At 63.3% G+C, this 26,693-nt stretch carries 27 protein-coding genes and 2 tRNA genes; 9 read left to right on the top strand and 20 right to left on the bottom strand.

Features of this window, described 5'->3' with window-relative positions:
* The first annotated feature begins 57 nt into the window (after positions 1 to 57).
* Both recA and recX read left to right on the top strand, forming a co-directional pair.
* Positions 58 to 1,104 carry a recombinase RecA gene (recA, locus tag DM872_RS15190; protein WP_179060266.1) on the top strand — a complete coding sequence of 349 codons (1,047 nt, stop codon included), beginning with the start codon at positions 58 to 60 and terminating at the stop codon, positions 1,102 to 1,104.
* A gap of 7 nt (positions 1,105 to 1,111) precedes the next feature.
* Positions 1,112 to 1,573, top strand: a complete 462-nt coding sequence (gene recX, locus DM872_RS15185) for a recombination regulator RecX (protein ID WP_179060265.1) — start codon at positions 1,112 to 1,114, stop codon at positions 1,571 to 1,573.
* A 77-nt stretch (positions 1,574 to 1,650) separates the two neighbouring features.
* On the opposite strand, the gene DM872_RS15180 is transcribed toward recX, so the two are convergent.
* Both DM872_RS15180 and DM872_RS15175 read right to left on the bottom strand, forming a co-directional pair.
* Positions 1,651 to 2,730 (bottom strand): LOG family protein, encoded by a 1,080-nt coding sequence (locus DM872_RS15180; protein WP_179060264.1) that lies wholly within the window; start codon positions 2,728 to 2,730, stop codon positions 1,651 to 1,653.
* A 224-nt stretch (positions 2,731 to 2,954) separates the two neighbouring features.
* Positions 2,955 to 3,368: a quorum-sensing-regulated virulence factor family protein gene (locus DM872_RS15175; RefSeq protein ID WP_179060263.1), complete on the bottom strand. Its 414-nt coding sequence runs from the start codon at positions 3,366 to 3,368 to the stop codon at positions 2,955 to 2,957.
* Between the two features lie 203 nt (positions 3,369 to 3,571).
* Between DM872_RS15175 and DM872_RS15170 the strand changes: the two genes are divergently transcribed.
* Positions 3,572 to 4,282 (top strand): tRNA-uridine aminocarboxypropyltransferase, encoded by a 711-nt coding sequence (locus DM872_RS15170; RefSeq protein WP_179060262.1) that lies wholly within the window; start codon positions 3,572 to 3,574, stop codon positions 4,280 to 4,282.
* Here the strand turns inward: DM872_RS15170 and DM872_RS15165 are convergent, their stop codons facing one another.
* Complete coding sequence (locus tag DM872_RS15165) at positions 4,283 to 5,188, bottom strand: DMT family transporter (RefSeq protein ID WP_179060261.1); 906 nt, start codon at positions 5,186 to 5,188, stop codon at positions 4,283 to 4,285.
* Positions 5,189 to 5,389: 201 nt separating this feature from the next.
* Between DM872_RS15165 and erdR the strand changes: the two genes are divergently transcribed.
* On the top strand, positions 5,390 to 6,040 hold the full coding sequence (gene erdR, locus DM872_RS15160; RefSeq protein ID WP_179060260.1) for a response regulator transcription factor ErdR: 651 nt from the start codon (positions 5,390 to 5,392) through the stop codon (positions 6,038 to 6,040).
* Between the two features lie 71 nt (positions 6,041 to 6,111).
* A complete protein-coding gene (locus tag DM872_RS15155) occupies positions 6,112 to 6,477 on the top strand; it encodes a diacylglycerol kinase (RefSeq protein WP_179060259.1) in 366 nt (121 codons plus the stop codon).
* Positions 6,478 to 6,480: 3 nt separating this feature from the next.
* Here the strand turns inward: DM872_RS15155 and DM872_RS15150 are convergent, their stop codons facing one another.
* Positions 6,481 to 7,407, bottom strand: a complete 927-nt coding sequence (locus DM872_RS15150) for a LysR family transcriptional regulator (RefSeq protein WP_077527712.1) — start codon at positions 7,405 to 7,407, stop codon at positions 6,481 to 6,483.
* 132 nt (positions 7,408 to 7,539) lie between these two features.
* Between DM872_RS15150 and fpr the strand changes: the two genes are divergently transcribed.
* A complete protein-coding gene (gene fpr / locus DM872_RS15145) occupies positions 7,540 to 8,319 on the top strand; it encodes a ferredoxin-NADP reductase (protein ID WP_077527713.1) in 780 nt (259 codons plus the stop codon).
* A gap of 58 nt (positions 8,320 to 8,377) precedes the next feature.
* On the opposite strand, the gene DM872_RS15140 is transcribed toward fpr, so the two are convergent.
* Positions 8,378 to 8,791 carry a VOC family protein gene (locus DM872_RS15140; protein WP_179060258.1) on the bottom strand — a complete coding sequence of 138 codons (414 nt, stop codon included), beginning with the start codon at positions 8,789 to 8,791 and terminating at the stop codon, positions 8,378 to 8,380.
* A gap of 60 nt (positions 8,792 to 8,851) precedes the next feature.
* Between DM872_RS15140 and DM872_RS15135 the strand changes: the two genes are divergently transcribed.
* Complete coding sequence (locus DM872_RS15135; RefSeq protein WP_179060257.1) at positions 8,852 to 9,154, top strand: putative quinol monooxygenase; 303 nt, start codon at positions 8,852 to 8,854, stop codon at positions 9,152 to 9,154.
* A gap of 151 nt (positions 9,155 to 9,305) precedes the next feature.
* On the opposite strand, the gene tsaA is transcribed toward DM872_RS15135, so the two are convergent.
* The 6 genes from tsaA to rimO all read right to left on the bottom strand — a co-directional run bounded on the left by tsaA (position 9,306) and on the right by rimO (position 13,601).
* On the bottom strand, positions 9,306 to 9,998 hold the full coding sequence (gene tsaA / locus DM872_RS15130) for a tRNA (N6-threonylcarbamoyladenosine(37)-N6)-methyltransferase TrmO (RefSeq protein WP_179060256.1): 693 nt from the start codon (positions 9,996 to 9,998) through the stop codon (positions 9,306 to 9,308).
* A gap of 1 nt (position 9,999) precedes the next feature.
* Positions 10,000 to 10,185: a hypothetical protein gene (locus tag DM872_RS15125; protein WP_179060255.1), complete on the bottom strand. Its 186-nt coding sequence runs from the start codon at positions 10,183 to 10,185 to the stop codon at positions 10,000 to 10,002.
* A 64-nt stretch (positions 10,186 to 10,249) separates the two neighbouring features.
* On the bottom strand, positions 10,250 to 11,020 hold the full coding sequence (locus DM872_RS15120) for an SDR family oxidoreductase (RefSeq protein ID WP_179060254.1): 771 nt from the start codon (positions 11,018 to 11,020) through the stop codon (positions 10,250 to 10,252).
* A gap of 95 nt (positions 11,021 to 11,115) precedes the next feature.
* Positions 11,116 to 11,757, bottom strand: a complete 642-nt coding sequence (locus DM872_RS15115) for a glutathione S-transferase family protein (RefSeq protein ID WP_077527719.1) — start codon at positions 11,755 to 11,757, stop codon at positions 11,116 to 11,118.
* Positions 11,758 to 11,806: 49 nt separating this feature from the next.
* A complete protein-coding gene (locus DM872_RS15110) occupies positions 11,807 to 12,157 on the bottom strand; it encodes a thiol-disulfide oxidoreductase DCC family protein (protein WP_179060253.1) in 351 nt (116 codons plus the stop codon).
* 121 nt (positions 12,158 to 12,278) lie between these two features.
* Positions 12,279 to 13,601 carry a 30S ribosomal protein S12 methylthiotransferase RimO gene (rimO, locus tag DM872_RS15105; RefSeq protein WP_179060252.1) on the bottom strand — a complete coding sequence of 441 codons (1,323 nt, stop codon included), beginning with the start codon at positions 13,599 to 13,601 and terminating at the stop codon, positions 12,279 to 12,281.
* A 208-nt stretch (positions 13,602 to 13,809) separates the two neighbouring features.
* Between rimO and DM872_RS15100 the strand changes: the two genes are divergently transcribed.
* On the top strand, positions 13,810 to 15,714 hold the full coding sequence (locus DM872_RS15100; RefSeq protein ID WP_179060251.1) for a potassium transporter Kup: 1,905 nt from the start codon (positions 13,810 to 13,812) through the stop codon (positions 15,712 to 15,714).
* 118 nt (positions 15,715 to 15,832) lie between these two features.
* On the opposite strand, the gene DM872_RS15095 is transcribed toward DM872_RS15100, so the two are convergent.
* From DM872_RS15095 to DM872_RS15070, 6 genes are all read right to left on the bottom strand, one after another.
* On the bottom strand, positions 15,833 to 16,381 hold the full coding sequence (locus DM872_RS15095; RefSeq protein WP_179060250.1) for a cytochrome b: 549 nt from the start codon (positions 16,379 to 16,381) through the stop codon (positions 15,833 to 15,835).
* 75 nt (positions 16,382 to 16,456) lie between these two features.
* The gene (locus DM872_RS15090; protein WP_444860450.1) at positions 16,457 to 17,734 is read right to left on the bottom strand and encodes a virulence factor family protein; all 1,278 of its coding nucleotides are present in this window, start codon (positions 17,732 to 17,734) and stop codon (positions 16,457 to 16,459) included.
* A gap of 1 nt (position 17,735) precedes the next feature.
* Positions 17,736 to 20,381, bottom strand: coding sequence for a bifunctional lysylphosphatidylglycerol flippase/synthetase MprF (mprF, locus tag DM872_RS15085; RefSeq protein WP_179060248.1), 2,646 nt, complete (start codon positions 20,379 to 20,381; stop codon positions 17,736 to 17,738).
* 215 nt (positions 20,382 to 20,596) lie between these two features.
* Positions 20,597 to 23,002, bottom strand: coding sequence for a bifunctional diguanylate cyclase/phosphodiesterase (locus DM872_RS15080; protein ID WP_179060247.1), 2,406 nt, complete (start codon positions 23,000 to 23,002; stop codon positions 20,597 to 20,599).
* Between the two features lie 145 nt (positions 23,003 to 23,147).
* A tRNA-Met gene (locus DM872_RS15075) sits at positions 23,148 to 23,224 on the bottom strand.
* 116 nt (positions 23,225 to 23,340) lie between these two features.
* Positions 23,341 to 23,417, bottom strand: a tRNA-Met gene (locus DM872_RS15070).
* A gap of 188 nt (positions 23,418 to 23,605) precedes the next feature.
* On the opposite strand from DM872_RS15070, the gene dinB reads away from it, so the two are divergent.
* Complete coding sequence (dinB, locus tag DM872_RS15065) at positions 23,606 to 24,661, top strand: DNA polymerase IV (protein WP_179060246.1); 1,056 nt, start codon at positions 23,606 to 23,608, stop codon at positions 24,659 to 24,661.
* A 141-nt stretch (positions 24,662 to 24,802) separates the two neighbouring features.
* Here the strand turns inward: dinB and DM872_RS15060 are convergent, their stop codons facing one another.
* From DM872_RS15060 to DM872_RS15050, 3 genes are read right to left on the bottom strand one after another with little or no spacing between them, the layout of a single operon-like run.
* Positions 24,803 to 25,210: an META domain-containing protein gene (locus DM872_RS15060; protein WP_077527729.1), complete on the bottom strand. Its 408-nt coding sequence runs from the start codon at positions 25,208 to 25,210 to the stop codon at positions 24,803 to 24,805.
* The gene (locus DM872_RS15055; RefSeq protein ID WP_179060245.1) at positions 25,207 to 25,647 is read right to left on the bottom strand and encodes a hypothetical protein; all 441 of its coding nucleotides are present in this window, start codon (positions 25,645 to 25,647) and stop codon (positions 25,207 to 25,209) included. Before DM872_RS15055 ends, DM872_RS15060 begins: the two co-directional genes overlap by 4 nt.
* Positions 25,648 to 25,682: 35 nt before the next feature.
* The gene (locus DM872_RS15050) at positions 25,683 to 26,666 is read right to left on the bottom strand and encodes a 2-hydroxyacid dehydrogenase (protein ID WP_179060244.1); all 984 of its coding nucleotides are present in this window, start codon (positions 26,664 to 26,666) and stop codon (positions 25,683 to 25,685) included.
* Positions 26,667 to 26,693: the final 27 nt, after the last annotated feature.

Here is a 26,693-nt window from a genome sequence, read left to right as displayed (position 1 = left end):
TCTACTTATACAGTTGTTGGTGGCCGCCAGGCCCTCTTGATTTTAGTGAGGACTTCAATGGACGAGAACAAGAAGCGCGCCTTGGCTGCTGCCCTGGGCCAGATCGAGAAACAGTTCGGCAAGGGGGCGGTCATGCGCATGGGCGACCATGACCGCCAGGCCATTCCGGCTATTTCCACCGGTTCCCTCGGCCTGGACATCGCGCTTGGTATTGGCGGTCTGCCGAAGGGCCGTATCGTAGAAATCTACGGTCCGGAATCCTCCGGTAAAACCACCCTGACCCTCTCCGTCATCGCTGAAGCCCAGAAAATGGGCGCTACCTGCGCCTTCGTCGACGCCGAACATGCCCTGGATCCGGACTACGCCGGCAAGCTTGGTGTGAATGTCGACGACCTGCTGGTTTCCCAGCCGGATACCGGTGAACAGGCCCTGGAAATCACCGACATGCTGGTGCGCTCCAATGCCGTTGACGTGATCATCGTCGACTCCGTGGCCGCCCTGGTACCCAAGGCCGAAATCGAAGGCGAGATGGGTGATTCCCACGTCGGCCTGCAAGCACGTCTGATGTCCCAGGCCCTGCGCAAGATCACCGGCAACATCAAGAACGCCAACTGCCTGGTCATCTTCATCAACCAGATCCGTATGAAGATCGGTGTGATGTTCGGCAACCCGGAAACCACCACCGGTGGTAACGCTCTGAAGTTCTACGCTTCCGTGCGTCTCGACATCCGCCGTACCGGCGCGGTGAAAGAGGGCGAGGAAGTCGTGGGTAGCGAAACCCGCGTGAAGGTAGTGAAGAACAAGGTGGCCCCGCCCTTCCGCCAGGCCGAATTCCAGATCATGTACGGCAAGGGTATCTACCGTACTGGCGAGATCATCGACCTGGGTGTGCAGCAAGGCCTGGTGGAGAAATCCGGCGCCTGGTACAGCTACCAGGGCAACAAGATCGGCCAGGGCAAGGCGAACGCCGCCAAGTACCTGGAAGACAACCCGGAAGTTGGCAGCGCCATCGAGAAGATCATCCGCGAGCGGCTGCTGGTCGACTCCACTGCCAACAACAAGTCGGCAGCTACTGCTGACGACCTGGCCGACGTAGACCTCTGATCCTCCCATGCCCGTTGTGCTCGACAGCCCCGCCGCAGTGCGGCGGGCCGCCATGGATCTGCTGGCGCAGCGCGAACACGGGCGAGTCGAGCTGACGCGTAAATTGCGTCAACGCGGCGCCCCTCCCGAGTTGATCGACAGCGCCCTCGACCGTTTGACGGAAGAGGGCCTGCTCTCCGAATCCCGCTATCTCGAAAGTTTCATCGCCAGCCGCGCCCGCGGTGGTTATGGACCGCAACGCATCCGTGAAGAATTGGCCCAGCGTGGATTGCCGCGTGGCGATATCGACCAGGCCTTGCGCGAGGCCGATGTCGACTGGAGCGAGCAGCTGCGAGAAGTGTGGCGCCGCAAGTTCAACCGGCAGCCGCAGGACGCTCGTGAGCGTGCCCAGCAAGGCCGTTTTCTCGCCTACCGTGGCTATTCCATGGAGATGATCAGCCGTCTCCTGCGTGGTGGTTCCGACGACTGATTTTCCTGAACGCAGCCTTGAGCCATGCGCGACTGCGCATGGCTGGTTGCTGGACGGAATTGATTACGCTCGGTGGATCAGACGTTGCTGGCCCAGTGTTGCGGCAGGTTGATGAAGTCGATCAGCTCGCGCAGGCGGCCATGGTCACGGCCATTGAAACGAAATGCCAGGCGAATGAGCTCACTGAACTCCGGCTCATCCTTCTCCGACTCCAGATAGGCCTGCTGACTGAAATCGCCTTCCAGACACAGGTCTGCGAACTGCTCCTGGATCTGGTCGAGGGCCCTTCCGCTGAGCGGATGATTCATGCGGATCACAAAGCTGTTCTTCAGCCAGCGACTGGAATGGTAGTTGCGGTAGAACTGTGCGATTTCGGCTGCGGCTTCGTCCGCATTGCGCACCAGACGCATCAGGTTCATGTCGCTGGGCAGGATGTAGCGGTTGCGTTCCAGTTGCTCGTGGAGGAATCCGATGGCGTCCTCCCAATAGCTGCCATCCGGTTCGTCCAGCAACACCACCGGGACGACCGGGCTCTTGCCGGTCTGGATCAGGGTCAGCACTTCCAGTGCTTCATCCAGCGTGCCGAAGCCACCCGGGCACAGCACCAGCGCATCGGCTTCCTTGACGAAGAACAGCTTGCGTACGAAGAAGAAGTGGAACGACAGCAAATGCTCGGTGCCGTCGACCGTTGTGTTGGCGTGCTGTTCGAAGGGGAGGGTGATATTCAGTCCGAGACTGTTTTCCAGTCCCGCACCTTCATGGGCTGCGGCCATGATTCCGCCGCCGGCGCCGGTGATGACCATCAGGTCGCGCTTGGCCAGTTCAGCACCCAACTGGCGGGCGAGGTTGTAGACAGGATGACCCTCAGGGGTCCGCGCGGAACCGAACACGGTGACTTTACGACGCCGTTTGAACTGCTCCAGTACGCTGAAAGCGTGCTCCATCTCGCGCAGGGTCTGCAGCATGATCTTGGCGTCCCAACGGTTACGGTCAGCCTGTGCCATGCGCACGACGGTAATCAGCATTTCGCGGTAGAGCGCGAGGTTGGGACTGCCGCTGGGAACGGTAAGGTTGATCAGCTCATCGACCTTCTGGGTCAGATCGATTCCGCTGGTCTGGAAGTGCCGGGAGAGATAATCGTCCGGATCATAGGGCATAGCATTCTCCTTGCTCATCAACATCTCTGAGCAGCTCCGCTGGCTATGTCCGGAATCCGGGCGACCCAGGCGAGCCGCTCAACTACAGCTTGCGGCAGGGAGCGGATCTTTTCCAGCCAACCGCCGCCTGAATGTACAGCGGCAAAAAGTCCGGAGCATTGCGTAGCGCGTCAGGGAAGAGGAAGGAGGAGGCGCTCCCGAAGCTGGGAGCGCCGCGCAAGCGATCAGTTGGTCTTGGCCTTGAGACCGCAGTCCTTGGCGGTGAAACGCTCGGAAGTAACCGGGCGATTGGTCTTGTACTCACTGAACTCGTAACGCAGGCCAGCGCCGCGTGCCAGCAATTGACGGTAACCGGTATTGCGGCAAACGCTGGCGCCCAGTTGCGCGCGTACAGCATCAGGGTTTGCGCGCATCTGGGCGGCATGGCCCTCGCGTACGCTGAGGTGGTTCACCAGTTCGTTGCCATCCACCGTGTAGCCCTGGTCGAGAATGTCCTCGTTGATTGCGCGGGGCGTACCGGCGCTGCTCTCCTTGGCCACTTGCTCGAGCATCTTGCTGAGCTCGAAGTCCTTCAGGGAGGCGGCCTGGGCGAACAAGGGCAGGGTCGCGCAGAGGGCGAGGGCGGTGAGGCGCAGCATGGAAATCTCCTAACGAAAAGTAGCTGTTTGACCAGCGCGGCAATTGTGCGTTCGCAGGCAGGGCTTGTCGCGTGGAAAATCTGCCGCAGACAGTCGAGCCACGGCGCCTCTGGTAGAATCGTTCGATCCTTTCCGACCATTCTGACGCGCAGGCCGCCTTCCGGTATGCGGGTCGATCAGCTGCTGTACTGGAATCTGCTTCGATGAGTCACGCCGTTTTCCGCCTGCGCGCCGATTGCCTTGCGCGCAGCACCCGTCCCTTCGTGGCCCGTGGTTCGCGTTCGCCGCGCTGCCCTGGATGCAGGGTTGCCTTCGAATATTGCTTCTGCGCATGGCGTCCCAAGGTCCCGGTGCGTTCCGGCGTGTGTTTGATGATGTATCACTCCGAGCCGATGAAGCCGAGCAACACCGGCTGGCTGATTGCGGATCTGGTGCCCGATACCTGGGCCTTTGGCTGGTCGCGCACCGAGGTGGATGAAGCACTGCTGGCGCTGCTGGACGATCCGCAGTGGCAGCCTTATCTGGTGTTTCCGGGCGAGTACGTGGAGCCGGAGCGTGTGGTGGATCAGGTCGACACGGGGTCGGGCAAGCGGCCTCTGTTCATCCTGCTGGATGCCACCTGGACCGAGGCGCGCAAGATGTTCCGCAAGAGCCCGTACCTGGATCGCTTCCCGGTGCTCAGTCTTACCCCGGAGCAGATTTCCCGCTATCGCTTGCGCCGCTCCACGCGCGATGAGCACCTGTGCACCGCCGAAGTCGGCGCACTCTGCCTGGAGCTGGCGGGTGATGAGCAGGCCGGCGGCGCGCTGAACGCCTACCTGGATGTGTTCACCGAACGCTATCTGGGCGCCAAGCATAGGCTGCCCCTGGATGAGGCAAGCCCAGCGCACCTGGCGCTCAGCACCTTCCTCTGATCAGGCTTCGGCCTTGACCGGGGTCGCTTCGGCTTCGCGTTTCTGTGGCCAGAGCTGGGCCACCAGCATGCCGGCGAACATCAGGGCACAGCCGAAGTAGCCGCGTGCGTGCAGGGACTCATCCAGCAACAGGGCACCTGCGATGGCGGCGAACACCGCTTCCAGGGACAGGATGATAGCGGCGTGGGAAGCGATGGCATGGCGCTGCGCAACCACCTGCAGGGTGTAGCCGATGGCGACGGCGATCACGCCGCCATAGAGAATGGCCGGTCCGGCCTGGAGGATGGCGTCGAATCGGATCTCCTCGAACACGACCGCCAGCACCAGGCTGACCACCGCGCACACGGCGAACTGCAGGATGGAAAGGCGAATCGGGTCGTAGCGGCTGGCGAAGAAGCCCACCAGCAGCACATGCACACCCCAGACGCAGGCCCCCGCCAGTTGCAGCCAGTCACCGGATGCCACGTGGAACCCTTCACCGACACTGAGCAGGAACATGCCGATGACCGCCAGGCTGGCCCCTAGCCAGGTTCCCATGCCGGTCCGATGGCCGAGGAAGAGTCCCAGCAGCGGCACGATGATGACGTAGAGGCCGGTGATGAATCCGGAGTTGGTGACGCTGGTGAAGAGCAGGCCCACCTGCTGCAGGTTGATTCCCAGCGACAGCGCCAGACCCATCAGCAGGCCGCCGAGAAGCATGCCGCGATTGAGCGGTTGCTTGACCGCTGGCTTGGGCAGTATCAGCAGCAAGGGCAGGAGAATCAGTGCGCCAAGGGCGAAACGCAGGCCGGTATAGAGGAAGGGGCCGATCGCATCCATGCCCAGGCGCTGGGCGACGAAAGCTGCGCCCCAGATGGCGGCAGTGATCAGCATCAGGATATCGGCGCGCAATGCTTGGCTTCGCATGGTGTTTCTCGACGGGAAAGCCGGGAACTTTGCCGCAAAGCGTTCGACTTGACCACCCCGTCCCGGCTCGGCATTCTGGGCGCCGCTTTACGGCCTGCCCGTATCAAGCTTCGGGTCCTGGTCAGCGTATCCCGTTGTGCCGAAATGCCTCTCCACACCCCAGAGAGGCGTGTCTGGGCCCATTACAAAAAGGACATGCCCATGGCCTCATACGAAATTCTCATCGCCGATGACCACCCGCTGTTCCGCAGCGCCCTGCAGCAAGCCCTGACCCTGGGCCTCGGGCCTGATGTGCGACTGGTGGAAGCGGCGAGCATTGCCGAACTCGAGAGCCGGCTGGCTGAGCGTGCCGACTGGGATCTGGTCCTGCTCGACCTGAACATGCCTGGCGCCTATGGCTTCTCGGGACTGGTGCTGCTGCGTGGCCAGTACCCGCAGATTCCCGTCGTGATGATCTCCGCCCAGGAAGAAGCGGCGGTCGTCGCACGCTCCCGCGAGTTCGGCGCAAGTGGCTTCATTCCCAAATCCAGCCCGCTGGAAGTGATCCAGAGCGCGGTGCGTGCGGTACTCGATGGCGACACCTGGTGGCCGCCGCAGCTGCAGGAAGCCCAGGTCCTATCGGACGAAGCAAAAGCCGCCAGCGAAGGGCTCGCCAGCCTGACGCCCCAGCAGTTCCGTGTACTGACCATGGTCTGCGAAGGGCTGCTGAACAAGCAGATCGCCTTCGAGCTGCATGTCTCCGAAGCCACCGTGAAGGCTCACGTAACTGCCATCTTCCGCAAGCTCAACGTTCGTACCCGCACCCAGGCCGCACTGCTGCTGCAACAGATGGAATCGATTCCGTCGGCCTGAGCCCGGCATTTCACGCAAATTTGAAGCGCGTTGCGTTAGGCTGCGCGCTCCTTTCAAAAGCCCCTTCTTCTATGTCGCCATTCAAAGGCCAGACCGGCCTCAAACGCATCTTCAATGCCGCAGGCTATTCGTTCGACGGCCTGCGTGCCGCCTTCACCGGCGAAGCCGCCTTCCGCCAACTCGTGCTGCTCAATGTGGTGCTGATTCCGCTGTCGTTCTTCCTTGATGTCAGTCGTGGCGAACGCGCGCTGATGATCGGCGCCTGCCTGCTGGCGTTGATCGTAGAACTGCTGAACTCGGCCGTAGAGGCGGCCATCGACCGCATTTCCCTCGAACGCCATCCACTGTCGAAGAATGCCAAGGACATGGGCAGCGCGGCGCAGTTCACCGCACTGACCCTGATCACGGCGGTCTGGGCCACCATTCTCCTCGGCTGATCCTCAGGCGATCGGCGGTAGCACGATCTCGTCGCTGCGGTTAACGCCTGCGGTCAGCTCCCGGCACTGTTCGAGAAACTCGCGCATGGCGGCCGTCTGGAATTTCTGCCGGTGCCAGATGAAGTAGAACTGCCGACGCAAATCGATGTCCGGGGTTTCCAGCGGCACCAGGCTGCCGCGGCGGAAGGCATCGCGCAGGGCCAGGCGCGAGATGCAACTGATGCCCAGGCCCGACTCCACCGCACGCTTGATTGCCTCGGTGTGTTCGAGCTCCAGCCGGATGTTCAGCGGAGTAGGGTGATGACGCATGGCCTGGTCGAACGTCAGCCGCGTGCCGGAACCCCGCTCGCGAAGGATCCAGGCCTCGCGGCTCAGCTCCTCCATGCTCGCCTGGCCCTTGGCCGCCAGCGGGTGCCGGGGTGCACAGAACACCACCAGTTCATCTTCCACCCAGGGCACGACTTCGATATCCGGGTGCTGGCAGTCGCCTTCGATTAGACCCAGATCAAGTTCGTACAGCGCGATCTGCTGGACGATATTCGCCGTGTTCTGCACATGCAGGCTTACTTGGCATTCCGGGTGGCGTTGCATGAAGGCGCCGATCAAGAGGGTCGCCAGATAGTTGCCCACAGTGAGTGTGGCGCCGACATCAAGGGAGCCGAAGCCCGTCTTGCCATTGAGCAGATCCTCAATCTCGCGCGCCTGGTCCAGCAGAGCCACGGCCTGGGGCAACAACTGGCGACCGAGGGCGCTGAGACTGAGGCGCTTGCCCGCGCGGTCGAACAGCTGGCAGCCGGATTGGCGCTCCAGTTCGGTCAGTGAAGTACTGGTCGCCGATTGCGACAGCGACAACTGCTCCGCAGCACGGGAAACGCTTTCCTGTTGTGCGACTGCGACATAAACCTGCATTTGTCTGAGAGTAAATCGCATATCTATATAACCGATAACCTATATCTTGATAATTCAGTTAACAGATATTGTGGCGGTCATTACAATGTCGCGCAATTGCGCCCCCTGACCTGTGCGGCGCTGGCGAATTTCCAAACTTTCGGAGCCCCGTAAATGAGCAACATGAACTCCGAGCGCATCCTCAGCGTTCATCACTGGAACGACACGCTGTTCAGCTTCAAGTGCACCCGCGATCCGGGCCTGCGCTTCGAGAATGGCCAGTTCGTCATGATCGGCCTGCAACAGCCCAGCGGCCGTCCGCTGATGCGCGCCTACTCCATCGCCAGCCCGAACTGGGAAGAGCACCTCGAGTTCTTCAGCATCAAGGTGCCGGACGGTCCGTTGACCTCCCAGTTGCAGCACCTCAAGGAAGGCGACGAGATCATCATCAGCAAGAAGCCCACCGGCACCCTGGTCCTCGATGACCTGAATCCCGGCAAGCACCTGTACCTGCTGAGCACTGGCACCGGCCTCGCGCCCTTCATGAGCGTGATCCAGGACCCGGAAACCTACGAGCGTTTCGAGAAGGTCATCCTGGTCCACGGCGTACGCTACGTGAACGAAGTCGCCTACCGCGAGTTCATCACCGACCACCTGCCGAAGAACGAATTCTTCGGTGAGGCCGTGAAAGACAAGCTGATCTACTATCCCACCGTGACCCGCGAACCGTTCGAGAACCAGGGTCGCCTGACCGACCTGATGCGCAGCGGCAAGCTGTTCGAGGACATCGGCCTGCCGCCGATCAATCCTCAGGATGACCGTGCGATGATCTGCGGCAGCCCGAGCATGCTCGACGAGACCAGCGAAGTGCTCGACAGCTTCGGCCTGAAGATCTCCGCGCGTATGCGTGAGCCGGGTGATTACCTGATCGAGCGTGCCTTCGTAGAGAAGTAAGCCTCGAAAGCTCCAACGCAAAGCCCGCCAATTGGCGGGCTTTGTCGTTTCCAGGGCGTCAGACCGGAGAGCTGAAGCGTTGCCCGGAGATCGCCGGGTGGTAGATCGGCTGGATCTTGTTCCCGGCCGGGTCCAGCACGTGGAAGCTGTGGGCGCCGTCGCCATGGGCGAAGGGACGGTCGAGCATGGTCACGCCCTGGGCCTTGAGGTAGTGGTACCAGGCCTCCAGCTCGTCAAGGCTGTCTACCACGAAGCCGTAGTGATCCACTGCCTGCGCGCCGCTGCTGGGGACGAAGGCGCGACCGAGGGAGAGATTGTCGTTACCGCAGGTGAGATAGACCAGGTCCTCGTTGGCGCGGTTGAGGACTTCCATGCCCAGCACATCCACGTAGAAGCGCTCGCATTCCTCCAGGTTGGACACGACGATGGCGATATGGCGCAGGCCATTGAGACGGCTTGGACGGCTGGGCATTTCTTTGACTCCGTTTTTGTATACAATTTTTATGAAATATAAGACAAAACGGAGTTCAACGTGTACTGCCTTCTCCTCAAGACCCGCCTGCGCCCCGGTAGCCTGGATGCATTCATGGATGCCATGCGTATCAACGCTGCCGCCTCAGTGCGCGACGAGCCTGGTTGCCTGGTGTTCGATGTGCTGCAGGATCGAAGCGATCCCGACCTGGTATGGCTCTACGAGGTTTATACCGGCGAAGCCGCGTTCGAGGCACATATGCTGACCCCGCACTTCCTCGCCAGCCGGCCGTTGGTGGAGCCGCTGATACTCGAGCAGGACTGTATCGAAGCGGATTCGCTGGCGCTCAATCCGGCCCGTTGAAAGGCGGCTGTGTGGGGCATGATTCGTCGGCTCTTTTCTGTAGGAGCGAGCTTGCTCGCGAAAAGATCCCGCCCGGGCTGTTCGCGAGCAAGCTCGCTCCTACACGTTCGGCGATGCGACAGCTGCGACGGTTGGTGCTGCCCCGGAAAACTCAGCCCCGTGCAATCTCCAGCACCCGAATCCGCCCCGGTTCGGGGTAGTGCCAGCGCACATCCACGTCCCACAACCGCGCACCATAGCGGCGCTCGGGCTCGGGCTTCTGATAGGCCGGGCGCGGGTCTTGCGCGAGGCACTGTTCGACCAGTTCGGCCAGGGGCTCGCCCAAGCGCTGGCCATGCTCATGGGCCTGGAGCAGGGCACTTGGTTCCCAGTCCACGGGAATCAGATCTGGCGCAGCATCGGCAATGGCATTCAGCGCCTCATCCTGGCGATCGGCGTAGGGCACATAGGGTTTGATGTCGATCACCGGTGTGCCGTCCAGCAGGTCGATGCCGGATAGCCAGAGTCGGCCGGCCTCCACCTTTTCCAGCTTTACCACCGACTGACCGATACCGTTGGGACGGTGAGTGGAGCGGCTGGCGAACACGCCGATGGACTGGTTGCCGCCCAGGCGTGGCGGACGCACCTTCAGGCGCGGTTTGTCCTCCAGCGCCTGGTGGAAGAGAAACAGCAGCCAGACATGGCTGACCTGCTCCAGGCCGGCCACGGCCTCGCCTGTGTCGAAGGGCGGCACCAGTTCCAGTACGCCGCGGGCGGCTGGAGCCAGATGCGGCTGGCGCGGGATGGCGAATTTCTCCTTGAAGCAGGAGCGGACGTAGCCGACCGGCGAGATGACGTGCTGCATATCAATAGGGAACGCGGCAGCCGGCATCGCGGAATGCGCCACCCAGGCGCAGCCAACCCTCGCCCGGGCTGGTCTGGGCGCACGTCAGCGCGCCGTCCAGCTTGCTTTGCCAGATGAAGAACGGGACCGGCGCGGCGAAGCTCGGGATGGCCAGGGTCAGCAGCAGGGAGAGGAGGGTGAGGCGCATGGGGTCATTCCGGTGAAGTGCGCGGCTACCCTAGCGCCGCGCCGGGCGCCGCGCAATAGACCGGCTACAGGTGGAAACCACCGTCGATGGGAATGATGGCGCCGGTCATGTAGGCCCCTGCAGTGCTGGCCAGGCTGATGGCCAGTGCGGCCATCTCTTCACCCCGTCCCCAGCGCTTCATCGGGATCAGCGCGGTATCGCGTGCCATGGCTTCCGGGTCGTTGGCGATGAAGCGGGTCATCTTGCTGGGGAAACGGCCGGGGGCAATCACGTTGACGTTGATGTGTTCGGCCACCAGTTCCCGGGCCAGCATCCGCGACAGCTGATGCAGCGCGGCCTTGCTCGGGCCGTAGGCGTAGGCGTCCTCGCCATGGGAAGTAATGCCCGCCACCGACCCGATATTGATCACCCGTGCCGGGCTCGCCTCACTGCCGGCCTTGCGCAGCAACGGCAGCAACTGCTGGATGCAGCTGAATACCGAGGTGACGTTGAGCTGCATGACCTTCTCCCAGCCTTTCGCCGGATAACTTTCCAGGGGCGCGCCCCAGGTGGTACCGGCGTTGTTCACCAGGATGTCCAGTTGTTCCGTCCGTTGCGCCAGCGCTTCGGCCAGGTTCCTGGCGCCGTCTTCACTGGATAGGTCCGCAGCCAGGCCTTCGCATTGGCCGAAGACGGAGAGTTCGGCGGCAGTTTCACGACAGGCTTCTGCGTCGCGGGCGCAAATGAATACGCGGGCCCCGGCTTCGAGAAAGCCCTGGGCGATCATTCGACCGATGCCACGGGTACCACCGGTGACCAGGGCTGTGCGGCCCTGAAGACTGAAATAAGCGTGCATTGCGAACCTCGCGAGTAAGCCGGGAAAGGCCCATACCCTAGCCCCGGCATAGCCGGGGCGGGGGCATTATCGAGGTGCGGAATGCAGCGGCATTGTCACGCCGGAGCCGCCTGGGAAGCCGCCAGCTCGGCATCCTTGGCCAGGGCGCGCTTGTAGGCCGGGCGTTCGATGAAGCGCGCGATGTAGTCCTTGATCGCCGGGACTTCCGGAATCAGTCCGAACTGGGTCGTCCAGTTCAGCGCGCTGCCCCAGAGCACGTCAGCGGCAGTGAACCGTTCGCCAAGCAGCCAGGGACCTTCCTTGAACTGGCCGAGCAAGGTCTTCATGACACTGTCGAAATCGCCATAGGGCGAACGCGATTCCGGAATCGGCTCGCGCTTCTGCACGCGATCCACCACGGCCGGTTCGAAACAGGACCCGTAGAACACCATCCAGCGCAGGTAAGGTCCGCGCAGGGGATCGCCCAGCGGCGGTGCCAGTTTGGCTTCGGGGTAGAGATCGGCAAGGTAGAGGTAGACCGACACCTGCTCGGTGACCACCGCATCGCCGTGGGTAAGGGTAGGCACTTTGCCCATGGGGTTGATGGCGAGGAACTCGGGCTTGCGCTGCTCGCCGAGCTTCATGTTCATCACGTGGAGGTTGTACTCCACGCCCAGTTCTTCCAGCAGGGTCAACGCCCCTGTGGATCGGGTATAGGGGCAGTGATAGAGGGTTACCTGGCGGTTCTCGGTAGTCATTGTTCTGGTTCCGCGTGGTCCATGGATGAAGCGAGTCTAGACCTTGCCCCTAGAGCCTGCCGTCCCGGCGCAGGCGGCGCAGTACCCAGCGGCGGTAGGCCAGTGACAGGAGCGGTTTGATGAGTGGCAGGCCGATCAGCCAGGCCAGCGGCGCCAGCCTCGGAACACGGGCGAGCAGAAGAATGTAGGCATCCAGCTCGCGGTGAATACGGCCGGTTTCATCCTGAACATGGAGTTCGGTGAGGGCGCGGTACGGATCGATGCCGAGGGCGCGCAGTTCTCCGTCGCGGCCGGTGATGTCGATCCATTCCACGTTCGCGGCGGCGCGGGGGAGGGATTCGTACCAGCGACGGTCGGCAATACAGCGCGGGCAGGCGCCGTCGTAGAAGACCTTGAGCATGGTGGGGCTCTGTTGTGATGGGTATCGCTGCGCTCCACCACATCCTACGACTTAGCGGGCGCATGAGTTTGCCCAAAAGAAAAAGCCCCGCATAAGCGGGGCTCTTTCATATGGGATCACATCAGACCAGCTCGGCCCACATGTCGTACTCGTCGGCGTCGACGATGCGCACGCGCACCTTGTCGCCCGGCTTCACGCTGGTGGACTCGATGAACACGCTACCATCGATCTCCGGCGCGTCCGCCCAGGAACGGGCCACGGCGCCTTCGTCGTCGACTTCATCGATCAGCACGTCCATTTCGCGGCCGATCTTCAGCTGCAGGCGAGCGGTGGAGATGGCCTGCTGGTGCGCCATGAAACGCTCCCAGCGGTCCTGTTTCACATCGTCCGGCACGAGCTCCAGGCCCAGGTCGTTCGCCGGGGCACCCTCTACCGGCGAGTACTGGAAGCAGCCGACGCGGTCGAGCTGGGCTTCGGTCAGCCAGTCCAGCAGGTACTGGAAGTCTTCTTCGGTCTCGCCGGGGAAGCCGACGATGAAGGTGGAACGGATGGTCAGGTCCGGGCAGATCTCGCGCCATTTCTTGATGCGCGCCAGGGTCTTGTCCTCGAAGGCAGGACGCTTCATGGACTTGAGCACTTTCGGACTGGCGTGCTGGAAGGGGATGTCCAGATACGGCAGCAGCTTGCCCTCGGCCATCAGCGGGATCACGTCATCCACGTTGGGGTACGGATAGACGTAGTGCAGGCGGACCCACACGCCCATGGCGGACAGGGCTTCGCAGAGCTCCAGCATGCGGGTTTTCACCGGCTGACCGTTCCAAAAGTCCAGTTTGTACTTGAGGTCGACGCCGTAGGCGCTGGTGTCCTGGGAGATCACCAGCAGTTCCTTTACGCCAGCCTTGACCAGGCGCTCGGCCTCGGACAGCACATCGCCTACCGGGCGGCTGACCAGCTTGCCGCGCATGGAGGGGATGATGCAGAAGCTGCAGCTGTGGTTGCAGCCTTCGGAAATCTTCAGGTAGGCGTAGTGGCGCGGGGTCAGCTTGATGCCCTGCGGCGGTACCAGGTCGACGAAGGGGTCGTGGTCAGCCTTCGGCGGGACCACTTCGTGCACGGCACTGACCACTTGCTCGTACTGCTGCGGACCGGTCACGGCCAGGACGCTGGGGTGCACGTCACGAATGGAGTCTTCGGACACGCCCATGCAACCGGTGACGATCACCTTGCCGTTCTCGGCGATGGCCTCGCCGATGGCGTCCAGGGATTCAGCCTTGGCGCTGTCGATAAAACCGCAGGTGTTGACCACGACTACGTCGGCATCCTGGTAGGTCGGCACGATCTCGTAACCTTCCATGCGCAGCTGGGTGAGGATGCGTTCGGAGTCGACAGTGGCCTTCGGGCAACCCAGGCTGACGAATCCGACTTTGGGAGTAGCGGTGGACATTGCGGCTAACCTCGATGGGCGCTCGGTAGGGCGCCTCTGATCAAAAAGTGCGCAATTCTAGCGGCAGGCGTCAGCCATTTCCACCCTCATCTGTTGTCATTTCACGGCTAGCCTGTAGGAAGCGGGTGAGGGATGAGTGGGATGCTTCTCATTGCCGGGAAGGCTTCTCAAATGATGCGCGGCAATAGTCATCAACAGGAAGGTTTAGATGAGCGAAAGCATCACGCAACCTGCCGAGCAGCATGCCGGACATACGGCTTCTGGCCTCGGCATGCTGGTTGCCGCAGCCGGAGTGGTCTACGGCGATATCGGCACCAGCCCGCTGTACACCCTCAAGGAAGTGTTTTCCGAACAGTACGGGGTCCAGGTCAACCATGACGGGGTCCTGGGGGTTCTTTCGCTGATCTTCTGGTCGCTGATCTGGGTGGTCTCGATCAAGTACATGCTGTTCGTATTGCGCGCCGATAACGATGGGGAAGGCGGCGCCATGGCGTTGACCGCACTGGCCCAGCGCGCCGTCAAGTCCTACCCCAGGCTGAAGCTGACGGTGGTGCTGCTCGGCCTGTTCGGCACGGCGCTGTTCTACGGTGACAGCATGATCACCCCGGCAATCTCGGTGCTTTCGGCTATCGAAGGTCTCGATCTGGCATTCGACGGCATCAGCCACTGGGTGGTGCCACTGTCGTTGATCGTGCTGGTGGGGCTGTTCCTGATCCAGAAACACGGCACAGCGCGAATCGGGATTTTCTTCGGGCCGATCATGGTGCTCTGGTTCAGCGTGCTTGGCGCATTGGGGATCTACGGCATCGTTCAGCAGCCGGAGGTATTGAAGGCGCTCAACCCTTACTGGTGCGTGCACTTCTTCATGACTCACCCGCACGTAGGCGTGGCCATCCTCGGGGCGGTGGTGCTGGCGCTGACTGGTGCCGAGGCCCTGTACGCCGACATGGGACATTTCGGCCGCAAGCCCATCGCCCGAGCCTGGTTCTTCCTGGTGCTGCCGGGGCTGGTGCTGAACTACTTCGGTCAGGGCGCGGCGATCTTGGGCGATGCGTCTGCTGCGCGTAACCCCTTCTATCTGCTGGCGCCGGGCTGGACGCTGCTGCCCATGGTCCTGCTGTCCACCCTGGCGACCGTGATCGCGTCCCAGGCGGTGATTTCCGGCGCTTTCTCCCTGACTCACCAGGCCATGCAACTGGGCTACATCCCACGCATGTTCGTGCAGCACACATCGCAACAGGAGCAGGGGCAGATCTACATCGGCGCGGTGAATTGGTCGTTGATGGTAGGCGTGGTGTTGCTGGTGCTGGGCTTCGAATCGTCCGGGGCGCTGGCCTCGGCCTACGGCGTGGCGGTGACGGGCACCATGTTTATCACGACGTTGCTGGTGTCGGTCGTAATGCTGCTGCTGTGGAAAACGCCCTGGTGGCTGGCGGTTCCGGTGCTGCTGGGCTTTCTCTTCGTCGACAGCCTGTTCTTCGCCGCCAACGTGCCAAAGATCGTCCAGGGTGGCGCATTCCCGGTTATCGCCGGTACCGCGCTGTTCGTCCTGATGACCACCTGGAAGCGTGGCAAGCAGATCGTGGTCGAGCGCCTGGACGAATCCGCGCTGCCATTGCCGCTGTTCATCGCCAGCATCCGTTCGCAGCCGCCGCATCGGGTGCAGGGCACTGCTGTGTTCCTTACCGCGCGGACGGACGCCGTGCCCCACGCGCTGTTGCACAACCTGCTGCATAACCAGGTACTGCATGAGCAGGTGGTGTTGCTGACGGTCATCAGCGAGGACACGCCACGGGTGGCACCGGATCGGCGTTTCGAAGTGGATGCCTACGGCGATGGCTTCTTCCGGGTGATCCTGCACTTCGGTTTCATCGAGGAGCCGGACGTCCCGGCGGCGCTCAAGCTCTGCCACCTCAATGAACTGGATTTCAGCCCGATGAGCACCACTTACTTCCTCAGCCGCGAGACGGTGATTCCCACCAAACGCATCGGCATGGCGCGTTGGCGGGAGGCCTTGTTCGCCTTCCTGCTGAAGAACGCCAACAGCAACCTGAAGTACTTCAACCTGCCGCTGAACCGGGTGATCGAGCTGGGAACGCAGGTGGAGATTTGAGGGGGCGCTACAGGTCTGCAACGCCCCACGAGGCATATGTCGGCACTCTACGTTGGGCTTCGCTTCGCTCAGCCCAACCTACAAGAGCGAAGCCCAACGCGTCCGATGTCACGAGGGGTCAGTTGCGTCCTGGCAGCATCCGCACCAGGGTGTTGTCCCGGCTCACGTAGTGGTGGAACAGCGCGGCCACCGCATGCAGGCCAATGAGCCAGTAACCCGCAGTGCCGGCCAGCTCGTGGAGTTCCTTGATCTGGCCGGCCAGTTCCTTGTTCGGGCCGATCAGCGCGGGCAGTTCCATGCCGAAGAAGGGGATGGGCTTGCCGGCGGCGCTGAGGATCAGCCAGCCGGCCAGGGGCGCGCCGATCATTAGGGCGTAGAGCGCCAGGTGCATGAGTTTGGCAAGGGCGTTCTGCCAGCTTGCCGGCGCGGGTTGGATGGCCGGGGTTGGCGAGATCATCCGCCCGATCAGGCGCAGCCCAACCAGGAAGAACACGGCCAGGCCGAGCATGAAATGCCAGTGCTTGAGCAGTTCGCGGGTTTCGCTGCCTTTGGGGAAGTTGCCCTTCAGCTCGATGCAGGCATACACGGCGGCAATCAGGACCAGCATGAGCCAGTGCAGGGCGATGGACAGACTCCCGTAGCGGGCAGGTGCGTTCTTGAGACTCATCACGGTTCCTCTTTCTCGTTTTGCGAAACGGCCGGAGAGGATAGCCGCTTTGTCTTAAGCGAATCTGAACTTGGATCAATCCCTTGCCAGCGATCCCTGCCGTTTCTCCACTGCTGCCAGCAGTTTCTCTGCCAATGCCGGGTAGTTCTCGTCGTAATGGTGGCCCCCCGGCAGCTCCAGGTTTTCCCCGACGGCCCCCGGTTGGGTGCAGCCGCTTTCGTTGGCTTCTTCCTTGCCGAACACGCACAGCACCTTGGTGGACGGCAGTCTGGCCAGTTCAGGGCCAGTGGCGGCTTCCTCGCCGGCCTTGCCAAGCCAGCCCTGCACTTCGATCTCGAAGCTGCCGCTACGCGCGAGGGCCAGCAGCAGGATCGCGTCCACCTGGTCCTGGTCGGCCTTGGGCAGTCGGTTGTAGAACGCGGGCAGCACATCGGCACCAAAGGAGTAGCCGGCCAGCACGAAGCGCTTGGCGCCCCACTTTTCACGGTACTGCTTCATTAGCCGACTGAGATCGGCAGCACCCTGTTCCGGACTCTTGTGCTGCCAGAAGTAGCGCAGCGCGTCGATGCCGACCACTGAATGCTCACGCTTGGCCATCTCGTCCGCCACGGCGCGGTCCAGGTCACGCCAGCCGCCGTCACCGGAATAAAACAGGGTGACGGTTTCGCCAGGTTTGGCCGCCGGCACTTCCACCACCGGCAGAGGCTCGCCCTGGCCCTGCAGCAGGCTGGCGAGGCGTTGCTGGAGCAGTTGCACGATGCTGGTGTCGTAGTCGCTGATCAGGGTTTCGGCGTTGGCCTGGTTGCGCGTGAATGCGGCGCTGGGGTCGTCCGGGTTGTCGTTCCACGCCGCTATCCAGTGGCCGTGGGGAGCCCGTTGCGGCAGGGCAGCGGGGCAGTCCGGGGTGTTCAAGCTGAAGTCGATGGACAGGGCCCGGGCGTTGTCGTCGCCCTGGCTGGCCAGCCAGCGCCACGCAAAGGACGCGCCCGGGCCGATGCCGGCTACCAGTCCAGGCTCGCCGCCGAGGGTGTCACGGGCCAACTGCAGGCGTTGCTGCTGTGCCGCGCAGTCCTTTTCCGGCAGGTCCAGCTGCAGCAGGCGTGCATTGCCGCTGCGGGCCAGCGCCAGCAGGTCGGCGTCTGCCAGGCGTTGGTCGCCGCTGGCCAGCAACAGCACGCGGTGCTGCACGGCGCCAGCCGGACTCGCCAGGGTCATGGCGCTGCCATCCGGCGATTTCGGGTGATCCAGCCGGGCCTGGGGCGCCGGGCGGCTCCAGATCAGCAGGGCTGCGCCGACCAGGGTGAGGGCCAGGATCAGCAGCAGGCGACGCCAGTTGCGTTTGAGCATGAGCACCTCAGCGTTTTACCAGTCCGGTGAAGCCGCCCGCGATCAGGGCTGCGGTATCGGCCAGCGCCACCAGCGGGTCGAGGCCGGCGGGCACGGCCATGTAGCGCGGCTCCCAGTCGGGCTGGAACTTTTCCTTGAAGCGGCGCAGACCCTGGAAGTTGTAGAACTGCTCGCCACGGCGGAAAATCAGCGCACCGAGGCGCTGGGTCAGGGGCGCGCCCCGACGCGGCTGAAGGCCGGCCAGCGGCACCATGCCCAGGCTGAAGCGGGCATGGCCGCGCTCCTTGTAGTGCAGCAGCAGGCTGAGCATGAGGAACTCCATGGTCAGCTTTGGCGCGTGGGGATGGACGCGCATCAGGTCGATGCTGGAAAGGACGTTGCCTTCGGTTTCCAGGAGGTTCGCGAAGGCCACCGGCTTGCCCTCGAACTGGATGGTGGCAATGCGGAAGTGGCTCAGGTAGTCCGGGTCGAAGCGGCCGAGGGAGAAGCCTTTCTCCCGTGCCTGCTTGCCCTGCATCCAGGCTTCGGAAATGGCCTGCAGTTGCTCCAGCGGCGCAGTGCCGGCTTCGTAGATCTGCAGGCTTAGACCGTCGCGCTGGCCACGGCTCAGGGTATAGCGCAAATCCTTCATTGCCTTGTTTTTGGCATCCAGATCGAAGCGGGTCAGGTCGACGCGGGCTTCCTCGCCCAGCTTCAGCGCCGACAGGCCAATGTCCATGTAATAGGGCAGGTTTTCCGCACGGACCTGGTAGAACACCGGTCGCGCATGGTGGTGGTCGCATAGATCGCGGAACTGCCAGATCAGTTCGGCGCGTCGATAGGCCGGGCCAATGGGGTCGAACAGGGCGACCAGGCTGCGGCCACGCCGGGCATACATGAGGAACGCGTCGCCCTGCGCATGGAACAGCAATGCCTTGTCGCCGGTCAGCACCAGGCCGCCATCGGGCTGATCGGAGGCGCGGATTACCGCGGAGGCGCGCTGAAGTTCGTCGTCAGTCGGCTCGTGGATGGTCGGCGGCACCGGACGTAGCAGCCAGGCCAACGCGATACCGGCGAGCAGGACGCCGCTGGCCAGGGAGGCGCGCAGTGCGCGGGGCGCATCGCCGTCCACCTCGAACTGCCACCAGAGCTCATGGCTGTAGGGCACGTCCTGGAAGGCGAAGAACATCACCCAGATCGCCGCCAGCAGGACGCAGGCACTGGCCGCCAGGTTGAGCGGCGAGAAGGGCATCTCCAACAGGCGGCTGGGGCGGTAGAAGGCAGCACGGAAGATGGCCAGCAGCACGGCCGTCATGGTCAGCAGGCTCGCCTCTTCCCAGTCGAAGCCCTTGAGCAAGGACATTCCGGCACCCGTGAGCAGCAGCACCACGGTCAGCGCCCAGGCCGCCGACAGGCGATGACGCAGGCCGTGGGCCAGCAACAGGCAGAGCACGCCGACCAGGCTGGCGACCAGGTGCGAGGCATCGATCAGACGATGGGGAATGAGAAAGCTCAGGTGCTCCAGGCGGACATCCGCAGCCGGAGTGACGCCGGAGAACAGGAGTACGACGCCGCTGAGGAACACCAGCAGCGACAGCACCGGTGCAGCAAGGCCGGAGGCGGCACGCAGGGCCTGGCGGCCGGCGGGGAACAGGCGCTGGGCTTCGTTGGCGAGCAGCAACAGGCAGGCCAGCACCAGTGGCAGGCCGACGTAGATCAGGCGGTAGAGGAGCAGTGCGGCCGCCAGTGGCGCGGCCCCCAACTGGCCGGCGAAGGCCGCCAGCAATACGGCCTCGAATACGCCGACGCCGCCGGGTACATGGCTGAGCACGCCGGCGGCCAGGGCCAGCATGTAGACCAGCAGGAAGGCGCCGAGGGGCGGTGCTTCCGGCAGCAGGACATAGAGCACGCAGGCCGCGGCGCAGACGTCCACCACGGTGATCAGCAGTTGCAGTGCCGACAGGCGCAGGCCCGGCAGTCGCACACTGCGGTTGCCCAGGGGCAGATCGATGCAGCCGGGCACTGGCGGCTCGGCTGCACGCTGACGCGAAATCCAGAAGACGAGCCCACCACCGGCCAGCAATACGCCCAGTGCAAGGATGATCACCAGACTTTCCGGTAGGCCCAGGGCAATGGAGGCGGCTGCCGGGGCGCTCAGTGCAGCCAGGGCGGCCAGCGGCGGCAGCGCCGAACCCAGGGCCAGGCTGGCGAACAGCGTGATGCGGGCGATGTCACCGGCGCCCAGTTCATTGCGTCCGTAGAGGCGGAAGCGCACCGAACCGCCGGTGAGCATGGACAGGCCGACGGCATTGCCGACTCCCGACGCGCAGAAACTCCCAAGGGCCATGCGCGACAAGGGCAGGTGCACACCGGCGAACCGGCAGCCGGACCACTCGTAGCCAACGTAGGCGATGAAGCTGACCGCTGTGGCGCCCAGGGCCAGGAGCAGGCTGCTGCCGGGGACGTCATGGATGGCGGCGCGCAATGCATTGGGGTCGAGTTCTCGCAGCAGGTGCCAGCAGGCCAGCAGGCCGAGGACGAAGACCAGCAAGGTGAATGCAACGACGATCCACTGCCGATAAGCCGTGAGGCCGTCCAGCCAGCGTAGCGGGGCGGGTTCTTCGTTGAGTTGGCCGTTGACCGGGTTTTCCGCTGGCGGAGTGTTGGCGCGCATCAAGCACCTCTAGGCAATGTGCGCCACTGTGTGTGGGCGACGACGGCAAGTTCCAAGTGCCGGGCAGAACTTTTTTCTTCGCCGGCACGGCCATGCGGAAGCACGGGGAACGGCCGGGTTAGCGCCAAGTCTAGGCGAGTGCAGGGGAGCGGCTGTCGCAGGGAGTCGGGGGCAGCAGGAGGCGAGCGGCAATTTGTCGCGGCCGGGCCCGCCGGTCAATGCCAGACCGAGCGGGTCTCCCAATCGCGGAACTGGTCGGCGGGGATCGGCTGGCTGATCTTGTAGCCCTGGGCGATATCGCAGCCGTATTGGCCGAGCTGAGTGAGGGTCAACTGGTCTTCGACCCCTTCGGCGACCACCGTCAGGTCCAGGTTATGGGCCAGTTCGATGATCGAGCGAACGATCTTCGCCGAGCCGTCGTTGCTGGTCATGGCGCTCACGAAGGACTGGTCGATTTTCAGCGAATCCACCGGCAGACGTTGTAGATAGGCCAGGGATGAGTAGCCGGTGCCGAAATCGTCGATGGTCAGGTGGGCGTCCAGTTCCTTGAGCGCGCTGAGGGTTTGCATCGAGGCAACCGGGTCTTCCATCAGTGCGCTTTCGGTCAGCTCGAACTCGATCCAATGGGGTTTGGCGCCCCAAGTGGCGAAAGAGCCCTGGATACGCTCCAGCAGGCGCGGGTCGCGCAGGTCGTGGGCGGAGAGATTGACCGAGATGGGGCGTTCGTCACCCTCCTCATGCCAGGCGTAACGCTGGCCCAGAGCGGTATCCAGCACCCAGAGGGTCAGCGGGGTGATCAGCCCGGTGTTCTCCGCCAGGCGGACGAACTCGTCCGGGGGCAACATGCCATGCTGCGGATGGCGCCAGCGCACCAGGGCCTCGGTGCCGCAAACACGGTTGCTGGCGATATCCACTTTGGGTTGGTAGTAGAGCAGCAGTTCGTTGCGGTCGATGGCGCGGCGCAGGTCACCCATCAGGGTCAGGTGCTGGGCGCATTCCTGGTCGAGTCCACCCTGGAACACCGCGAAACCCGCATTGGAGCGCTTGGCCTGTTCCATGGCGCTGCCGGAGCGGCGGATCAACGCTTCCGGTGCCGTGCCGTGGCCGGGATAGAGCGCAATGCCGATGCTGGCGCGGGCTTCCAGATAGAGCCCGGAAAGCTCCACCGGGTCGTACAGCGCGGTGAGAATCTGCTTGGCCAGTTGCGAGGCGTGCTCGGCGCCGCTGTTGGGCATGAGCACGGCGAATTCGCACTCTCCCATCCTGGCTACGGTACGTTCCGCCCCCACCACCTGCTTCAGGCGGGAGGCGATTTCGATCTGAAGGCGGTCTCCTTCGCGGTAGCCGAGGGTTTCATTGATCTCCTGGTTGCGGGCGATTTCCAGATGCAGCAGGCCGAATGGGCGACGTTCCTGGCGGGCGGTGGCGATGGCGTTGTCCAGTAGCTCGTGCAGGCGTACCCGGTTGGGCAGGCCGGTCAACGCATCTTCATAGGCCATCCTGCGAATGGTCGCTTCGGCTTCCAGGGCGCGAGACCGGGTGCGCAACGTGGCGATGCCGAAACCCAGGTCGTTGGCCATGGCCAGCAGCAATTCCACTTCCTTTTCATCGAAGGCGTCGGCACTGGTGGCCATGATCACCAGCATGCCGATGAGGTTTCCTTCAACTTGCAGGGGAAGTGCCAGGGCACCAGAGAACCCCAGTTCGACGGCTTCTTCATGTAGGGCGGCGGCGGAATCGCCGAGCAGGTCGCGCATCACCAGCGGGTTACCGGCGAGCAGCGCCTGCTCCAGTTCGCCGTGGAAGTTCCGGTCATGACTGCCGGCGCCCCAGCCCTGGCAGATGCCATTGGCCGCGTGGCAGGCCATCACCTTATAAGGATGCGCCGTATCGTCCTGGCGGTAATCGACCCAGGCCTGGCAGTAGCCGCATTCGTCCACCAGGACCCGGCATATGTCTGCCAGCAGCGGGATTTCGCTGGTGGCGTGGATCACCGCATGGTTGACCGCTACGCGAGTGGCCAGGGCACGATTGAGGGATTCCACCTGGAGTTCGGCCTGACGGCGGCGGGCCTTGCTACGTAGGGCCTGAAGGCCGAAAGCCATGTCATCGGCGGCTTCGCTGAGCAGTTCCAGTTCGCGTTCGCCAAAGGCGTCGGGCTCCTTGGCGCAGATGGCCAGGGCGCCGAAGATCTGGCCGTCCACCCGCAGGGGCAGGGAGAGGATCGAGGCGATGCCGTGGGTGACCGCGCTTTCCCGCCATGGGCTGAGCCTGGGGTCGGTGAGGATATCGCGTGTGATGTTCGGTTTGCCGGTGCGAATGGCGGTGCCGGTGGTGCCGTGTCCGCGTTCGCTGTCGGACCAGGTGATGTTCAGCGAATCGATATAGGCGCGGTCGAGTCCGACATGGGCCAGGGGCGTTACCGTTTGCGCTTCATCATGTTCGGCGCGGCCGACCCAGGCCATGCGGTAGCCACCTTCCTCCACGACCACCCGGCAGATTTCCTTGAACAGGAAGCACGGGTCCTCGGCACGCAACAGGGCGCGATTGCAGCCGCTCAGCGTGCGCAGGGCGCGGTTGAGGTATTCGACTTCCTCGCTGGAGGCGCAGTAGTCGGCCATGGCCAACCTCCATCTGGTGGATGGGTGCGCTTGAAGTATAGAGGTCGGGTCTTGTCCGGTCGGGCGGCTGACGAACAGCCTGGACGGACGGAAGGGGAGGCGGAAACGAAAAAGGCCACTCCGAAGAGTGGCCTTTTTCTAATGTTGGTTGCGGGAGCTGGATTTGAACCAACGACCTTCGGGTTATGAGCCCGACGAGCTACCAGACTGCTCCATCCCGCGCCGGCAATTCTACAGATTGGCGGGGGGCTGTCAAACGATTTCTGCTTTTTAAATCAAATACTTAATTCGAACCCAAACGAAAAAGGCCACTCCGAAGAGTGGCCTTTTTCTAATGTTGGTTGCGGGAGCTGGATTTGAACCAACGACCTTCGGGTTATGAGCCCGACGAGCTACCAGACTGCTCCATCCCGCGGCGGCAATTCTACAGTTCTGCGGATGGCTGTCAAACGATTTCTCAGAAAAATTCTTTTTCCCTCAAATATTTAGCAAATCGTGGTGATCAAGAAGGCTGGCTCACTACTGCGCTAGAGCGGCCGGAGGGAGTGCCGGCTGCTGTATCATCGCCGGTTACCTGAACCCTCTGCGCGTCACCAACCCGCCATGCCGCAACGAAAGATCATCCACATCGACTGCGACTGCTTTTATGCCGCGATCGAAATGCGCGATGACCCTGCACTGGCGGGTCGACCACTGGCCGTGGGCGGCTCTCCGGACAAGCGCGGGGTCGTGGCCACCTGCAATTACGACGCCCGAGCCTACGGGATACGCTCGGCCATGCCGATGCGCACGGCGGTCAAGCTGTGCCCGGACCTGAACATCGTCAGGCCACGCATGGATGTCTATAAATCAGTGTCGCGGCAGATCCACCAGATTTTCCGCGACTACACGGAGATCATCGAGCCGCTGTCCCTGGACGAGGCTTACCTGGATGTCTCCGACAGCCTGCATTTCAATGGCAGCGCCACGCGCATCGCCCAGGAAATTCGCCGGCGAGTGGCGGCGGAACTGCATATCACGGTGTCCGCCGGTGTCGCCCCCAACAAGTTCATCGCCAAGATCGCCAGTGACTGGCGCAAGCCGGATGGCCTGTTCGTGGTCACGCCGGACCAGGTGGACGAGTTCGTCGCTGCGCTGCCGGTGAGCAAGCTGCATGGGGTGGGCAAGGTGACGGCGGAGAAGCTCGCGCGCCTGGGTATTCGTACCTGCGCGGACCTGCGCGACTGGAACAAGCTGGCGCTGGCGCGGGAATTCGGCAGCTTCGGCGAGCGCCTCTACAACCTGGCTCGTGGGCAGGACGAGCGCATCGTACAAGTGGACAGCCGCCGACAGTCCATCAGCGTGGAAAACACCTACGACCAGGACCTGCCGAATCTGGACGCCTGCCTGGAACAGCTACCCGCCCTGCTGGACGAACTGCGGGGGCGCATGGCGCGGCTGGATGCCAGCTACAAGCCGGATAAGCCCTTCGTGAAGCTGAAATTCCACGATTTCACCCAGACCACCCTGGAACAGTCGGGCGCCCGTCGAGACCTGGACAGCTATCGGCAACTGCTCAGCACGGCATTTGCCCGTGGCGACAAGCCGGTGCGCCTGATCGGGGTGGGGGTGAGGCTGCAGGATCTGCGTGGCGCGGTCGAGCAGCTGAATCTCTTTTAAGGCACGACCTGCTTTTACCTGTGGGGGCGAATTCATTCGCCAAGCAGGCCGAAGGTCTGCCCTTCGACGCCGAGAGGGGCAGCGTTGCTGCCCTTGGCGAATGAATTCGCCCCTACAAGAGAGGGATCGACGCGGCGAAGCTCAGCCTTCCACCGGCCAAAGCCGGATCGGCTTGCCCTCGGCGGGCCATAGGCGCAGTTGGTCGATGGGGGAGATGTCCCAGCGTTGCACCTTGCCCAGGGAGTCGAGGAAGCGCTGTTCCTGCTCCATCAGCGCCGGGGCGCACATCTTGCGGGTACTGCCGGGGGTGCCGAAGGTGAGTTTGTCGCCTTCCAGGGTGTAGGACGCGAACCAGTGGTTGCAGCCGGCGTTGCCGTAGGCGCGGTTGTCGTCGCCCAGCGTGATGGTCAGGTGGCTGCGGTCGATCAGCGGGCGTTCGCCGATCCACTCCACCTGATAGGTCGTGCCGGTTTCCAGTTGCGGACGGTCGGTGGCGCAACCGGTGAGGGCTACGGCCACCGCAGTCAGCAGCAGGGCCTTTCGGGTCATTGAGTGTCCTCCTGACGGCAGTTCGGGCAGTAATGCTTGCCAGCCTGGCCACGCCAGCCCAGCTCCGCGATACGTGCTTCGGCCGCGGGCGCCTGGGCCTGCTTGCCGAGGCCGCCGTCGACGGCGAACTCGAAGTCCAGGTGCGCGCCGCAGGCGTCGCAGTCCACTTGCCAATTGTGGATCGAGAGTTCCTTGAAGACCGGGCCCTTGGCCACCGCCAGCCATTGGCCGGGCGGGTTGATCAGATGGCGGACCTTGTCCACGGTCAGGCGCATGCTGAGGTCGCGGCTGCCCTTGAGGGTCACCAGCAGGGTGTCGCCGCTCTTGATCGAGCCGCCGGTACCCGTGACCTGGTAGAGGCCCGGGGAGAGGGCGCGGCATTCGTTCAGGGTGTGGGCGGGGTTGAGCAGGTTGTAACGGAAATCGTGTTCGGCCATAGGTCCTCCGGAAGCGCCGCGCATGCTAACACGGCCTAGGCGTCCACCTGATTGCACGGTCGTCCGGCGGCCCAGGCGAGGATGTTGTCCAGGGTGGTGCGGGCGATGGCGGACAGGGCTTCGCGGGTAAGGAAGGCCTGGTGGGCGGTGATGATCACGTTGGGGAAGGTGAGCAGCCGCGCCAGCACGTCGTCCTGCAAGGGCAGGTCGGAACGGTCCTCGAAGAACAGGTTGGCTTCTTCTTCATAGACATCCAGACCCAGGTAGCCGAGCTGGCCGGATTTCAGCGCGTCGATCAGTGCCGGCGTATCCACCAGGGCGCCGCGTCCGGTATTGATCAGCATGGCGCCGGGTTTCATCTGCTCCAGACTGTGGGCGTTGACCAGATGCCGGGTAGCGTCGTTGAGCGGGCAATGCAGGCTGATGATGTCGCTCTCGGCCAGCAATTCCGGCAGTTCGACATAGACCGCCCCCATCGCTTCGACACTGGGATTGCGTTGCGGATCGAAGGCCAGCAGGCCGCAGCCGAAGCCGGCCATGATGCGCGCGAAAGTGACGCCGATCTGGCCGGTGCCGACCACGCCGACGGTCTTGCCGACCAGGTCGAAACCGGTCAGGCCGTGGAGGGTGAAGTCGCCTTCTCGGGTGCGGTTGTAGGCACGGTGCAGGCGGCGATTGAGCGCGAGGATCAGCGCAACGGCGTGCTCGGCCACCGCGTGCGGTGAGTAGGCCGGCACTCGCACTACGGTCAGGCCAAGGCGCTTGGCGGCGGCCAGGTCCACATGGTTGTAGCCGGCCGAGCGCAGGGCGATCAGCCGCGTGCCGCCGCTGGCCAGGCGCTCCAGCACGGGGGCGGACAAGTCGTCGTTGATGAAGGCGCAGACCACGTCGAAGCCATAGGCCAGCGCCGTGGTGTCGAGGGTCAGCCGCGTCTGCTGGAAGTGCAGCTCGAAGTTGGGACTGGCGCCGAGAAAACTCTCACGGTCATAGGCCTGGCTGCTGAACAGAATGGTGCGCATGGGATCTCCTTGGTTGCCCAGCAGCAT

The organism is Pseudomonas taiwanensis (assembly GCF_013393345.1).
GTDB lineage: Bacteria > Pseudomonadota > Gammaproteobacteria > Pseudomonadales > Pseudomonadaceae > Metapseudomonas > Metapseudomonas resinovorans_C.
Note: the sequence above shows the minus strand (reverse complement) of the source record. Positions and strands in the feature narration are given on the sequence as shown.